This is a genomic window from Streptomyces sp. 17_S59 (genome assembly GCF_056930295.1).
Window position 1 is genome coordinate 304,119 of the sequence record NZ_JBXOWD010000001.1, and the last position, 13,360, is coordinate 317,478.

Consider the following 13,360-nt stretch of genomic DNA (forward strand, 5'->3'; position numbering starts at 1 on the left):
TCAGACCCTCCCCTGGCCTGGCCCGGGACGGAAGGGAGCGCGGCGATGAACACCCCCACAACCCCGAGGACACGCAGACGGACCATGGCCGGAGCGGCCCTGGTCGCTGCGCTGGCGAGCGCGGGCATCGGCCTGGGCGCGCCCGCGGCCGTGGCCGACACCGTGTCCGTGGGCTACACCTGCACCGGCCCCGGCGCACCCAGCGGCGTCCAGTCGCTGGACGTCACCATGACGGCCCCGGCCAGCGTTGCGCAGGGCGGCACCGCGGATCTCAGGATCGACGTCTCCACCAAGCTCACGACCCCCGTCAACCTCCCCGCGAACACCGTGACCGGGGACATGACCATCGACATCGGCGGCGCGGGCTCCGGCAGCGTGACGGCCACCGGATTCACCAACCCCGACCCGGTGCCCAGCGGATCGAACGTCGGCCTCACCGGCGGCACCGCCTCCGCTCAGCTCGACAACGCCGGTACGGCGACCTTCACACCCGGCAACGCGGCAGTGCACCTCTTCGGCATCACGGTCAACTGCGTGATCGACGGCACCGCGCCGGTGGCCGCGTCGACCGAGGTCACGGCCTCCTAGGGCCTGTTCGTTCACGTACGGGTGAGGGCGGCGGCGCCGAAGGACACGTCGAAGCGGTCGCACCAGATGCTGACGCTGGTGTACCGGTTGAGGTCGAGGCCGGCGGGGAGGGTGTAGTTCTGGCTTCCCTTGTTGCCCTTGAGCTTGCCGAGACTGACGTGGGCGCCGCGGTCGAAGACGTACCAGCCGGCCCGGCCCTCCTTCACGGGGGCGTCGGTGATGAGCACCCGCAGGTCCGGGCCGTTGCTGGTGTCGAGGTTCTCCAGGCGCAGCGTGCGGCTCCCGTCCGGCAGCTCGAGGATCCGCACGCTGCCGCTGGTCTCGTGCTCGTGGCTGATCAGCCGTCCGGTGGCCAGCGTCCTCGGGGCGCTCGCGCCCATGGCCGCGGGCGGGGCCTCCCGGACCGTGGTGTTCACCCACAGTTTCCACGGCTGGAACCAGTACAGCCCCACGCCCACCGCCACGATCCCGGCGGCCAGCACCCCGATCACCACCGGCCTGCTCAGCATCCGCCGCATGCGTCCCATCTCCGCCTCCCGAGGCAAGCCCTTGCCCAGTCACCTGTACAGCTGTCACCTGTACAAACGCGGTGCGCGGGCGGCAGGGATCCGGGAAACCTATGACGAAAGTCTTACGTGCGCCCGCGGCCGGGCGTCCACGAGCGGCCCGTTTTCCGGCAGGGCCGGAATCGGCGCGCTTTCGCTCGCGGTCCCGTGCCGGGCCGGTGAGGATGGTGCGCGTTCACCATTCCGGACCGCCCAGAATGCCCAGGAGCACGTCATGATCTTTATCGTCGTCAAGTTCACCGTCCGCCCGGAGCACAGCGACAAGTGGCTCGACCTCGTGCAGGACTTCACCCGGGCCACCCGGGAGGAGCCCGGCAACATCTTCTACGAGTGGTCGCGGAGCGTGGACAACCCCCACCAGTTCGTCCTGGTCGAGGCCTTCGAGGACGGCGACGCCGGCGCGGTGCACGTGAACTCGGAGCACTTCAAGACGGCCATGGCCTGGATGCCGGACTACATCGCGAGCACTCCGGAGATCGTCAACGTCGAGGTGCCGGGCCGGGGCTGGTCGGCGATGGCCGAGCTGACGCCGCGCGAGAGCTGACGGCCCACGGCCCCCTTGCGGGTCAGCGCACCAGGCGTGCCGCCGTCGTCGCACCGGGGCTGCTCTCGGCGAGCGCCTCGGTGAGCGCATCCCCGGCGGCGGTCAGCGCGGCGTCGTCCAGCGGGCCGAGGGCGTCGAGGATGAAGACCGCACGCGTGGTGGTGAGGGTGAGCCGGGTGCGGGTGCACTGACGCCAGTTCCAGCGGCGGCAGGTGACGCCCGCGTTGTCGCGCCAGACCACCTCGCCGGGCGGGCAGTGCTCCACGGCGGCCTCCCCGCCGGCCGTGGTCTCGAAGGGCTCGTCGCCCGTGGCCCGGACCAGCCGCGCCGGTCCGGCGTAGTGGTCGAGGTCCTCGCCGCCGAGCGGCAGGACGTGGGCCACGGAGATCGCGTTGTAGATGTCGGTGAGCCGGTCCACCCGGGGCAGCCCGGACTCCGCGCGGCGCAGCAGGGCCTCCGCGCTGGGGCGGGTGCGCTGGGGCTTGGCGCCGAAGGCCCGGAACGCCTCGCGCCACGCGGCCAGGTGCGGGTGGTCCTCCACGGCCGTGTCCGCGAGCCACCGCCTGGCGCTCTCCTCGGCCGATACCAGCAGCTTCTCGCTGATCTCGTCGCTCGGCCCGGGGCGCAGCCCCTCCGCGACGACGACGAGGGCGCGGTAGTCGGGTCGCAGGTCGCGCACGGCGGGGTCGACGGACACGGTGTCGAGCCAGGCCTTGATGTCGGCGGTGTCGGCTGCCACGCCTTCTCCTCGGATCGGTACGGATCGATACAGTACGACTTAGATCAGTTCAGTGAACTAAGAAGTCTCTTCGACTGTACCAAGCGAAGGCCGGAAACCTCATTCCTGAGGCGGCAGCGCCCTGCACAGTGCATCCAGCGCCCCCGTGAAGGCATGCTCGGGCGGCGTGCCGTACCCCACGACCAGCCCGTCGCCGGGCACCCCGGCGGCCTCCCCGTGCCGGTAGAGGCCCAGGCCCTCCACGGCCAGCCCCTGCCAGGCGGCGCCCTGCACCACGGCGCGCTCGGTGCCGGGCGGGAGTTCGAGCACCGCATGCAGGCCGGCGGCGATGCCGGTGACCCGGACGTGCGGGGCGCGCTCGGCGAGGGCCGCGAGGAGCCGGTCGCGCCGCCGTTGGTAGTGCCGCCGCATGCGGCGCACATGGCGGTCGTACGAGCCCGAGGCGATGAAGTCGGCGAGCGTCAGCTGCTCCAGGGCGCTGGCCGTGGGCTCCCGCTCGCCCTTCACCTCGAGGACGGCGTCCACGAGGTGGCCGGGCAGCACCATCCAGCCGAGGCGCAGCGCCGGGGAGAGGCTCTTGCTGACCGAGCCGATGTGGACGACCCGCTCCGGGTCGAGGCCCTGCAGGGCGCCGACCGGCTTCCGGTCGTAGCGGAACTCGCCGTCGTAGTCGTCCTCGAGGACCAGCCCGCCGGTCGCCCGCGCCCAGTCGACGACCGCCGCACGCCGCTCGGGGTGCAGCGGGCCGCCGGTCGGGAACTGGTGGGCGGGCGTCAGCAGCACCGCCCCCGCACCGGTCTCCGCCAGCCCCTCCACCCGGGCACCGTGTGCGTCGAGGGGCAGCGTCACCGTGCGCAGCCCGGCGCCGGTGAGCAGGGAGCGGTGGAAGCCCAGCCCGTAGGACTCCACGGCGATCGTCCCGCTCAGCACCCGGCCCAGCAGGCGCAGCGCGCCCGCGAAGCCCGAGCAGACGACGATGCGGCCGGGGTCGGCCCGGACGCCCCGCGCCCGGGGGAGGTACTCGGCCAGGGCGGCGCGGAGTTCGGGACGGCCGTGCGGGTCGCCGGGGCCGAACGCGTCGTTGGGTGCGGCGGTCAGCGCGCGCCGGGCGGAGGCGAGCCAGGCGGTGCGGGGGAAGGCGGAGGCGTCCGGGGTGCCCTGCACCAGGTTGTGGCGCGGCGCCCGGCGCGGGGCGGCTGGGGTGTGCGGGCGGTCCGGGCGTGGGGGCTCGGCGCGGGACGCGACGCGGGTGCCCGAGCCCTGACGGGCGGTCAGCCAGCCTTCGGCGACGAGTTCGGCGTAGGCCTCGGCGACGGTGTTGCGGGCGAGGCCCAGGTCGGCGGCGAGCGTGCGGTAGGCGGGCAGCCGGGTGCCGGGGGCGAGACGGCCGGTGCGGACGGCGTCGCGCAGCGCCCGCAGCAGGGCGCCGCGGCGGCCGCCCGGGCCGTCGTCCAGCTCCAGATGGAGATCGCTGCCGGGGGCGTCGCCCGCTTGTCCGCGGACCGGCCCGCCCGCCTGATTGACCATCGGTTTCACGCATGAATTGCACCATGGGGCGGGCCGGTTCCCGGCCTAGGGTCATAGCCATGACCACGACTGAACGCGCTCCGCGCATGAACTTCGCCCACGCCGCCCCGAAGGCCTTCAAGGCCATGATCGCGCTCGACGCGGCCGCCACGGAGGGCCTCGACCCGGTCCTCGTCGAGCTGGTCCGGATCCGTGCCTCGCAGCTCAACCAGTGTGCCTACTGCCTGGACATGCACACCCGGCAGGCCCGCAAGGACGGTGAGCGCGAGGAGCGGATCCACCTGCTCCCCGCCTGGCGGGAGGCGGGCCTGTACACCGAGAAGGAGCAGGCCGCGCTCGCGCTGACGGAGGCCGTGACCGTCCTCACCGACGGTTTCGTCCCCGACGAGGTGTACGCACGGGCCGCCCGGCACTTCGACGAGGAGGAGCTGGCGCACCTGATAGCGCTGATCTTCACCATGAACGCCTGGAACCGGATCGCCGTCACCACACGGAAGATCCCCGGCATGGACTAGCCAGGCCGACCCCTGAAGCCCCGCGGCTCGCAGGGGGTGCCGCGCGTCACCCCCTGCGGAACCGGTCGCGGTAGGCGGCCGGTGACACTCCCGTCTCGCGCACAAAGGCGCGCCGCATCGTCTCGACGGTGTTGAACCCGCACTGCCCGGCGATCGCGTCGACGCCGTCGGCGGAGCCCTCCAGCAGCGAGCGGGCCACGGCGACCCGGGCCCGCTCGACGTACGCGCCCGGGCTGACCCCCACCTCCTGGGTGAACAGCCGGCTGAAGTGCCGCCGGCTCATGCCCAGCCGTGCCGCCAGCGCCGGGACCGACAAGTCGCCCGACGGGTCGGCGTCGATGGCGTCGACCAGGTCCCGCAGGGCTCCGCCGCGCAGCGGCTCGGCGCGGGTCCAGGTGCTGAACTGGGACTGCCCTCCGGGCCGCTGCATGAAGACGACCAGGAACTTGGCCACCGTCCGGGCCAGTTCCGGCCCGAAGTCGTCCTCCAGCAGGGACAGCGTCAGGTCGATGCCCGCGGTCACCCCGGCCGAGGTCACGACCGCCCCGTCGCGGACGAAGATGGCGTCGGGCTCCACCGACACGTCGGGGTAGTTCGCGGCCAGCTCGGAGCAGTACGCCCAGTGCGTGGTGGCGCGGCGCCCGTCGAGCAGGCCCGCCTCCGCCAGGACGAAGGCGCCGGTGCACACCGAACTCGTGCGCCTGGCCCCGTTCGAGAGCCGCCGCACGTGCCGGACCAGGTCGCGGTCGCCGACCGCGGCGGCGTAGCCGTGGCCACCGGCCACCACGAGGGTGTCCGGCGGCTTGCGGATTCTGGCCAGGTCGGCGGCGACGCCCAGGTGCGTGCCGGCGGAGGCCGACACGTCCCAGCCGCCCACCGAGGCGAGCCGGACCCGGTATCCGGCGTCCGCCTCGCGCACGGCGCAGTCGAAGACGTCCAACGGGCCCGCGACATCCAGCAGTTGCACTCCGTCGTACACGACGATCAGCACGTCGCGCGTGTCCACCTTGCCGCTCACACTGGCCATCATCGGGTGGCGCACCCTGGCGGAACCCCCGAAGGCAGAGGCGATCACCTTTATGGAGTAATGTCCTTTTTTCTGGGCATAAGACAGCTTATGCCACGCACCCACCCCGGCGGCCCCGCGACCACCCCGCGCCGGTCCGCTTGCGGCCGGGAACCCGGCCCCTAGGGTGGAAACAATCATGAAGCGAGACCCAGGTCCCGTCGAACCGCCCGGGACGCCCCCGCTCCCCCGCGCGGCGCGCCCCCTGGTCCTGGCCGCCTACATGCTGCTCGCCGTGGCCGTGGCCATGGATCTGGCCTCGAACCCCACCCTGACCTTCTCCCCTGTGCTCGCCACGGCCCCGGTCCTCGCCAGCATCGGCACCCGGCGCGCCCGCGGCCCCCTGCTGGCCGGGCTCATCGCCCTCGCGGTCGTGGCCCCGCTGGCCGTGGCCGACCCCGAGGTGGCCCTGCCCGTCCACCTGACCGCGGCGGCCACCGTGCTCGCCATCACCTGCGTGAGCACCGCGAACGTCATCCTCGTCTCGACCCGCGAGCGCGAACTGCTCCAGTCGCGCTCCGTCGCCGAGGCCGCACAGCGCACCCTGCTGCGCCCGCTCGCCGACCGGGTCGACGGCCTGCGGGTGGCGGTGCGCTACCAGGCGGCCGCCGCCGAGGCCCGGGTGGGCGGGGACCTGTACGAGGTGCTGTCGACGCCGTTCGGGGTGCGGGTGATCATCGGCGATGTGCGGGGCAAGGGCCTGTCCGCCATCGAGACGGCGTCCGACGTGCTCGGCACCTTCCGGGAGGCCGCCCAGGTGGAGCCCGAGCTGACCACGGTGGCCCTGCGGCTCGACGCCACCGTGGCCCGGCGCCGGGCCGGCGAGGAGTTCGTGACCGCCGCCCTGCTCGGAGTGCCGGAATCTGGCGCCCCGGCGGAGCTGGTCGACTGCGGCCACCTGCCGCCGCTGCTGTGGCGGGCGGGCACGGTCACGGAGCTGGAGTCACCGGCCCCCGACCCGCCGCTGGCACTGCGGGAGCTGGTCCCGGGCGAGTACGGGCGGCGGCTCTTCACCTTCACCCCCGGCGACCTGCTGGTGCTCTACACGGACGGGGTGACCGAGGCCCGGGACGCCTCCGGCCGCTTCTACCCGCTGACAGAGCGGCTGGCCGGGATGTCCGAGCAGACCCCCGACGCGCTGGCGAACCGGATCGTCGCGGACCTGCGCGCCTGGACCGGCGGGGAGCTGTCCGACGACGCGGCGCTACTGGTGGTCCGCCGGGACCGGTGAGCGGGCACCCGGCAGCGGGCACGGCCTCCAGCCCGGACGCGGCCTCAAGCTCAGGTACGACCTCAGACCCAGCCGCACCCCAAAAAAGAAAGGAAGCCTTGCAAGGTTTCCTACTTAAAAGCTAGCCTTCCAATATGGCCGCACACACCGCACCCCCACCCGTTCGCAGTCCGCAGGCCGGCTTCGGCCCCCGCTTCGTGGCGCCCGTCGTGATCGGCTCCATGCTCAACCCGGTCAACTCGACCATGATCTCCACGGCGCTCGTCCCCATCGGGCACGCTTTCGGCGCCGGAGCCACGGACACGGCCTGGCTGGTCTCGGGGCTCTACGCGGCGAGCGCGGTGGCGCAGCCCGCCATGGGCCGGGCCGCCGACCGGCTCGGCGCCCGGCGGGTCTATCTGGCGGGCCTGGCCCTGGTGGGCATCGCGGGGCTGGCCGGGCTCGCGGCCTCCTCGCTCGGCGCGCTGGTCGCGGTCCGCGCCCTGCTGGGCATCGGCACCTCCGCCGCCTATCCGGCCGCCATGGCCATGATCCGCGCCCAGTCGGCGCGGCTGGGCAGGGAGGCCCCGGGCAGCGTGCTCGGCGCGCTCACCATCGCGGCCCTGGGCAGCGCGGCGATCGGCCCGGCGCTGGGCGGGCTGCTGGTCGCACTGGTCGGCTGGCGGTCCGTCTTCGCGGTGAACGTCCCGCTGGCCGCGGTGGGACTCGCCCTCGCCCTGCTGTGGCTGCCTCCGGACGAGCCACGCTCCGAGGTCCGCCGCGAACCCCTGCGGACGGCTCTGGACCCGCTGGGCGTCCTCCTGTTCACGGCCGCCCTCCTGCCCCTGATGTTCTTCCTGATGCGCCTCGACCGCCCCGAGTGGCTGCTGCTCGTGCCGGCCGCCGCGGCCGGGGCCGCGCTGGTGGTATGGGAGCTGAGGGCCCGCAGGCCGTTCCTCGACCTACGCATGCTGGCCGGGAACCGGCCGCTGGTGCGCACCTATGCCCGCAACGGCGCCGCCTACCTGGTCGTCTACTGCGTCCTCTACGGGTACACGCAGTGGCTCGAGGAGGTCCGCGGCTGCTCGGCGGCCGTCACCGGGCTGATCATGCTGCCGATGTCGGTCACGGCCGCCGTGTGCTCCTGGGCGGGTTCGCGCCGCAGGCGGGTGCGCGGGCCGCTGCTGCTCGGCACGGCGGCCATGACGGTGGGCGCGGCGGCCCTGCTGCCGGTAGGGTCCGGCACGCCCGTACTGCTCCTGCTCGGCATCGGCGTGGTCTTCGGGCTGCCGAACGGGCTCAACTCGGTGGCCAACCAGACGGCCCTGTACGCCCAGTCCCCCGCCGGGCAGGCCGGAACGGCGGCGGGGCTCTTCCGCACCGCGCAGTACCTCGGGGCCATCGCCTCCGCCGGCCTGATCGGGCCGGTCTACGGGCAGGGTGCCACCACGCACGGCCTGCACATCGTCGCGGCGGCGCTGGCCGTACTCGCCGCCCTCCTGCTGCTGGCCACCCTCGCGGACCGCCGGCTGCCGCGGGACGGCGCCGCGGAGACCCGATGAACCCGGTGGAAGTCCGGCACGGACCCGCCCGTTCGAAAGGTACCCTTTGCTTCGTGAAGGACCAGACGGACCAGACGGACCAACAGCAGCAGCCTCCCGTCCCGGCAGCCCCGGACCCCGCAGAGCTGACCGAAGCGGCGGCAAGACTGCGCGTCCTGACGGGACAGCTGATGCGGCGCCTGCGGGCGGCCTCCGAGGGCGCGGACGTGACGCTGTCCCAGGCCGCGGTCCTCAGCCGCCTCGACCGCCACGGCCCCGCCACGACCGTCGCCCTCGCGCGGGCCGAGCGGGTGCGGCCGCAGTCGATGGGCGCGACACTGGGCGCCCTGGAGGACGCCGGACTGGTCGAGCGCGCGCCGCACCCCAGCGACCGGCGGCAGAGCATCATGTCCCTCACGGACCAGGGACGCCGCCAGCTCGCCGAGGTCCGCCGCACCCGCGAGGGCTGGATCGCGCAGGCGCTGCGCGATCGTCTGGACGCGCGCGAGCAGGCCGTGGTCGTCGAGGCACTCGGCCTGCTGTCCCGGCTGGCCGAGGAGGAGTAGCGCGACCGCGCCCGACCGGAGGGGGTGTCAGGACCGCGGCGCCGGATGGTCGGCGAGCCAGTCCAGATAGTGCGGGCTGCGCCGCACGGCGGTCGCGTACACCTGTTCGGCGCGGGCGAGGAGGTCCTCGGTGTGCGCGGCGACCGGGCCCAGCCGGTGCCACAGCAGGAGGTGCCTGATGAGCAGCGGGCTGTCCGTCAGCGGGCGCGGCACGATGCCCGGGGTGCTGCGGAAGGTGGCCTGTCCCAGGCTCACCGCCTGGCCGTCCGCGATGAGTTCACGGGCAAGGGCCGCCTCGGCCTCGTGCCGGACCGTCGCCACGAAGCCCGCCTCGGCGCAGGCGGCGGTGAACGACTCGAACAGGCCGTTGCCCGTGTTCGCCGGAAGCGTCCACTCCGCCTGCGCCAGTTCCGCCAGCGCGACCTCCTGCCGCGTGGCCAGCGGGTGGGTGATGGGCAGCAGCACGAAGGCCGGTTCGGTGGCGACGGTCGCCGAGCGGAGGTCGGGCGACAGCTCGGAGCCGGGCCGGATGTACTCGACCACGGCCGCCAGATCCTGCTGACCACTGATCACGAGATCGGCCGCGGCGGCCATGCTGGTCTCCGTGCGCAGGGTGGGCAGCGCACCGGGGAACAGCTCCTTCAACTCGCGCACCAGGCCCACCGCCAAGGGGCCGGGCGTGGCGACGTAGCGCAGCGGGCGGCGCCCCTCGGCCGACCCGGTGTGCAGCGCGGACTCGCGCTGGATCGCGTCGATCGACGGCAGCACCGAGCGCGCCCTGGCGAGCACGAACTCCCCCAGCGCGGTGGGGGACGCCCCCCGCCGGGACCTCACGAAGAGCGGCCCGCCCAGCATCCTCTCGATACGCCTGAGTTGCGTAGTGAGGGTGGGCTGGGAAAGGCCCAGCGCGGCTGCCGCCCTGGTGATGCTGCCCGCGTCGGCTATCGAGCAGACCACCCTGAGATGGCGAACTTCCAGATCCATAGACCGATACTATGATCAAATGGGATTACTTGAAAATTCCAGTACCTGCCAAGGTGGGCCGGGAGCACACAGCGAACGGCACTTCCCGGGAGGGCACCAATGGCGGACGCAGGCGTCAGCCGCACCGCACGTCGAGTCATGGACCTGGTCCTGCGCCACCAGCGCACGGGAAGCTGCGCCGACACACCGTGCCCGGCCTGCCTGGACGCACAAGTCCCGCGAGTGGAACGGTACGTGGCCGCCGGCGAGCCCGTACGCTTCGTCCTGCCCGCCTTCCCCGGCAAGTCCCCCAACACGGCCAAGGTACTGGGCGTGCTGCCCGACATGGCCGAGCAGTTGGCACTGGAGTTCCTCAGCGGGCTGACCCGCCGGATCGCAGAGGTGTACGCGCCGGGCGCGGAGATCCTCATCTGCTCCGACGGGCGCGTCTTCAGCGACGCCGTCGGCATCCCCGACGAGCACATCACCGCCTACCAGCGTGAGATGCAGTCGCTGATCGACGCGCTGCCGCAGCCCGCCGGTCTCGGGCTGTTCAACCTGGAGGACGTCCCGGAACTGGCCGGAATCGGCCACGACCGGATGCGGGAGATCCTCACCGAGCAGTACGCCGAGCCGCTGGAGCAACTGCGCGAGCGGGTCCGCGCGGGCGAGGAGACCGCCCTCTACCGGGCCATCACCCGCTTCCTGTTCGAGGACGGCAACACCCCCGACTACACCGGCAGCCGCGCCGCCCTGCAGCGCGACGCCCGGGCCCGCGCCTACACCGTCATCCAGCGCAGCAAGGCGTGGGGCGACCTGCTCGCCGACCGGTTCCCCGGCGCCGTACGACTGTCCATCCACCCGCAGCCCTGCGGTGCGGAGAAGCTCGGCATCCACCTGGTGGAGACCTCCGACAACTGGCTCACCCCGTGGCACAGCGTGGCGCTGGACACGGGCGACGGCGGCTACGTGCTCGTCAAGCGCGAGGAGGCCGAGGCGCAGGGCGCCGAGCCGGTGCTGGTGGCCGGGCGCCCCAGCCACTACGTGCTGCGCACCGCCCTCGCCGCCTGAACCGCCCGAGCCGCCGCACCGCGCACACGGATATGCACACGGACGCGCACGAGACCCGGATTCCACCTCACCGAAGGACCGTCATGAGCACGACCCAGGACAGTGCCCGCATAGCCGGCCATCCCTGCACCCCGCTGGAGCCCTTCGGCCTCCGCATCGAGGCCGCCGCGCCGGGCGCCCCCGTCACCGACCTGCCCGTGGCCCGGCTCCGCGAGCTGGCCCGGGAGCACCACCTGCTCCTGCTGCGCGGCTTCGCCGGCTTCGGCAATGCCGAGGAACTGGCCGAGTACAGCGCCGGCTGGGGCGAGCTGGGCATGTGGCCGTACGGAGCCGTGCTGGAACTGGTCGAGCACGACGACCCCGAGGACCACATCTTCGACCACCGCTACGTGCCGCTGCACTGGGACAGCATGTACCGGGAGCAGATCGCCGAGTTCCAGATCTTCCACTGCGTCAGTGCACCCGGCGAGGGGAACGGCGGCCGGACGACCTTCTCGCAGACCGAGGCGGTGCTGCGCGAGGCGGACCCGGCCCACCGCGAGCTGTGGGAGAAGGTCACCGGCCGCTACCGGCGGGCGGTCACGGACTACTCCGGCGAGTGCGTCTCCCCCGTCGTCACGACGCACCCCGACGGCTTCCCGGTGATCCGGTACAACGAGCCGGTGCCGCCGGGCGAGGAGTTCATCAACCACCCCGACCTGACGTTCACCGGCGTAGCGGAGGAGCAGCTTCCGGAGTTCCACCGCACCCTCCAGGAGGCGCTGCACGACCCGCGCCACCTGTACGCGCACGCCTGGCGGACCGGCGACGTGGTGGTCGCCGACAACTACACGCTGCTGCACGGCCGGGAGGCCTTCGCCAGCCGCTCGCCGCGCCACCTGCGCCGCGTCCACGTGCTCGGCACGCCGCCGCTGAACAACCCGGCGCTGGTCCGATGACGGCCCCGCAGACTCCCCCGGCGGCCGCCCCGGCCCACTCCCTGATGACCGGCGAGGAGTACCTGGACAGCCTGCGCGACGGGCGCGCGGTGTACGTGGACGGGGAGCGCGTCAAGGACGTCACCGAGCACCCGGCCTTCGCCAACTCGGCGCTGTCGGTGGCGCGGCTCTACGACGCGCTGCACGCGCCGGAGACCCGCGACGTCCTCACGGCCACCGACGACTTCGGCCTGCGCACCCACCGCTTCTTCAAGCCCAGCCGGTCGGCGGAGGAGCTGCTGGCCGCGCGCGAGGCGATCGCCCTCTGGTCGCGGATGGGCTACGGCTTCCTGGGCCGCACCCCCGACTACAAGGCCGCCTTCATGTCGGGGCTGGCGGCCAACGCCGGCTACTACGGCGAGTTCGCGCCCAACGCGGTCCGCTGGTACCAGGAGTTCGCGGGCAGGGGTCTCTACCTCAACCACGTGATCATCAACCCGCCGACCGACCGCAAGCAGGCCATCCACGACATGCGCGACGTCTTCGTGCACGTCGAGCGGGAGACGGACGCGGGCATCGTGGTCTCCGGCGCCAAGATGCTCGCGACCGGCTCGGCGATCACCAACGCGAGCTTCGTCGCCCCGGTCGCCTCCGCCGCGCTCACCCCGGGCCAGGGCGAGGACTTCGCGGTGGTGTTCTTCGCCCGCATGGACAACCCGGGCGTGAAGCTGATCTGCCGCACCCCCTACGCCCGGCCGGACCGCGCCCCCTTCGACGCCCCGCTGTCGAGCCGCTTCGACGAGAACGACGCGGTGCTGGTGCTGGACCAAGCCCTCATCCCCTGGGAGGACGTGCTGGTCCACCGGGACATCCGGCGGTCCACCGGCTTCTACGCCAAGTCCGGCTTCGCCAACCTCTACAACTTCCAGTCCGGCACCCGGCTGAGCGTCAAGCTGGAGCTGATGGCCGGCCTGCTGTCGCTGGGCACCCGCGCCAACGGCACGGACGCCTTCCGGGGCATCCAGGCGGCCGTGGGCGAGCTGGTGACCATGCGCAACATGGTCTGGGGGCTCACCACGGCCATGGCCATGGACCCGGAGCCGGGCACCGACGGCATCGCCCTGCCCAAGCTGGAGTACGCGTCCGCGATGCGCATGTACAACGCGCAGGTCTGGGACCGCGTCCACGAGCTGTTCGAGACCAGCCTCGGCGGCTCCCCGCTGGTGGTCCCCTCCAGCGTCCACGACCTCGACCACCCCGAACTGCGCCCGCTCGTGGAGCGCTTCTACCGCGGCTCGGGCACGACCGCGCAGGACCGGATCAAGCTGTTCAAGCTGATCTGGGACACGATCGGCACGGAGTTCGGCGGCCGGCACGAGCTGTACGAGCGCCACTACTCCGGCAACGGCGAGCAGGTCCGGCTCGACGCCCTGAAGTGGGCGACGGCGCGGGGGGCCATGGCGGAGTACGAGGCGTTCGTGGCCGAGTGCATGGCGGACTACGACACGTCGGGGTGGACGAGGGGCCCCTGGCGCACGCCGTGAGCA

14 protein-coding genes are annotated in these 13,360 nt (G+C 73.0%); 9 read left to right on the forward strand and 5 right to left on the reverse strand.

Going from position 1 to position 13,360, the window contains the following annotated elements:
• The first annotated feature begins 45 nt into the window (after positions 1-45).
• A complete protein-coding gene (locus AC1Z4A_RS01400) occupies positions 46-588 on the forward strand; it encodes a hypothetical protein (protein ID WP_483675967.1) in 543 nt (180 codons plus the stop codon).
• Between the two features lie 11 nt (positions 589-599).
• Here the strand turns inward: AC1Z4A_RS01400 and AC1Z4A_RS01405 are convergent, their stop codons facing one another.
• On the reverse strand, positions 600-1,115 hold the full coding sequence (locus tag AC1Z4A_RS01405; protein WP_483675968.1) for a DM13 domain-containing protein: 516 nt from the start codon (positions 1,113-1,115) through the stop codon (positions 600-602).
• A gap of 253 nt (positions 1,116-1,368) precedes the next feature.
• Between AC1Z4A_RS01405 and AC1Z4A_RS01410 the strand changes: the two genes are divergently transcribed.
• Complete coding sequence (locus AC1Z4A_RS01410) at positions 1,369-1,698, forward strand: putative quinol monooxygenase (RefSeq protein WP_483675969.1); 330 nt, start codon at positions 1,369-1,371, stop codon at positions 1,696-1,698.
• 22 nt (positions 1,699-1,720) lie between these two features.
• On the opposite strand, the gene AC1Z4A_RS01415 is transcribed toward AC1Z4A_RS01410, so the two are convergent.
• Both AC1Z4A_RS01415 and pdxR read right to left on the reverse strand, forming a co-directional pair.
• Positions 1,721-2,437, reverse strand: coding sequence for a B3/B4 domain-containing protein (locus tag AC1Z4A_RS01415; RefSeq protein WP_483675970.1), 717 nt, complete (start codon positions 2,435-2,437; stop codon positions 1,721-1,723).
• Positions 2,438-2,536: 99 nt separating this feature from the next.
• Complete coding sequence (gene pdxR / locus AC1Z4A_RS01420; protein WP_483683471.1) at positions 2,537-3,964, reverse strand: MocR-like pyridoxine biosynthesis transcription factor PdxR; 1,428 nt, start codon at positions 3,962-3,964, stop codon at positions 2,537-2,539.
• Positions 3,965-4,023: 59 nt separating this feature from the next.
• Here pdxR and AC1Z4A_RS01425 point away from each other — a divergent pair, with 59 nt between their 5' ends.
• A complete protein-coding gene (locus tag AC1Z4A_RS01425; RefSeq protein ID WP_483675971.1) occupies positions 4,024-4,479 on the forward strand; it encodes a carboxymuconolactone decarboxylase family protein in 456 nt (151 codons plus the stop codon).
• A gap of 46 nt (positions 4,480-4,525) precedes the next feature.
• Here AC1Z4A_RS01425 and AC1Z4A_RS01430 read toward each other — a convergent pair whose 3' ends face one another.
• A complete protein-coding gene (locus AC1Z4A_RS01430; protein WP_483683472.1) occupies positions 4,526-5,485 on the reverse strand; it encodes a GlxA family transcriptional regulator in 960 nt (319 codons plus the stop codon).
• Positions 5,486-5,684: 199 nt separating this feature from the next.
• Here AC1Z4A_RS01430 and AC1Z4A_RS01435 point away from each other — a divergent pair, with 199 nt between their 5' ends.
• From AC1Z4A_RS01435 to AC1Z4A_RS01445, 3 genes are all read left to right on the forward strand, one after another.
• The gene (locus AC1Z4A_RS01435; RefSeq protein WP_483675972.1) at positions 5,685-6,776 is read left to right on the forward strand and encodes a PP2C family protein-serine/threonine phosphatase; all 1,092 of its coding nucleotides are present in this window, start codon (positions 5,685-5,687) and stop codon (positions 6,774-6,776) included.
• A gap of 134 nt (positions 6,777-6,910) precedes the next feature.
• Positions 6,911-8,317: an MFS transporter gene (locus AC1Z4A_RS01440; RefSeq protein WP_483675973.1), complete on the forward strand. Its 1,407-nt coding sequence runs from the start codon at positions 6,911-6,913 to the stop codon at positions 8,315-8,317.
• Between the two features lie 53 nt (positions 8,318-8,370).
• Positions 8,371-8,862: a MarR family winged helix-turn-helix transcriptional regulator gene (locus AC1Z4A_RS01445; protein WP_483675974.1), complete on the forward strand. Its 492-nt coding sequence runs from the start codon at positions 8,371-8,373 to the stop codon at positions 8,860-8,862.
• Between the two features lie 27 nt (positions 8,863-8,889).
• Here the strand turns inward: AC1Z4A_RS01445 and AC1Z4A_RS01450 are convergent, their stop codons facing one another.
• The gene (locus AC1Z4A_RS01450) at positions 8,890-9,846 is read right to left on the reverse strand and encodes a LysR family transcriptional regulator (protein ID WP_483675975.1); all 957 of its coding nucleotides are present in this window, start codon (positions 9,844-9,846) and stop codon (positions 8,890-8,892) included.
• A gap of 99 nt (positions 9,847-9,945) precedes the next feature.
• On the opposite strand from AC1Z4A_RS01450, the gene AC1Z4A_RS01455 reads away from it, so the two are divergent.
• From AC1Z4A_RS01455 to AC1Z4A_RS01465, 3 genes are all read left to right on the forward strand, one after another.
• Positions 9,946-10,896, forward strand: coding sequence for an L-tyrosine/L-tryptophan isonitrile synthase family protein (locus AC1Z4A_RS01455; protein WP_483675976.1), 951 nt, complete (start codon positions 9,946-9,948; stop codon positions 10,894-10,896).
• Positions 10,897-10,979: 83 nt separating this feature from the next.
• Positions 10,980-11,834, forward strand: a complete 855-nt coding sequence (locus AC1Z4A_RS01460; protein ID WP_483675977.1) for a TauD/TfdA dioxygenase family protein — start codon at positions 10,980-10,982, stop codon at positions 11,832-11,834.
• On the forward strand, positions 11,831-13,357 hold the full coding sequence (locus AC1Z4A_RS01465; protein ID WP_483675978.1) for a 4-hydroxyphenylacetate 3-hydroxylase family protein: 1,527 nt from the start codon (positions 11,831-11,833) through the stop codon (positions 13,355-13,357). The genes AC1Z4A_RS01460 and AC1Z4A_RS01465 overlap by 4 nt, the downstream gene beginning before the upstream one ends.
• Positions 13,358-13,360 lie beyond the last annotated feature (3 nt).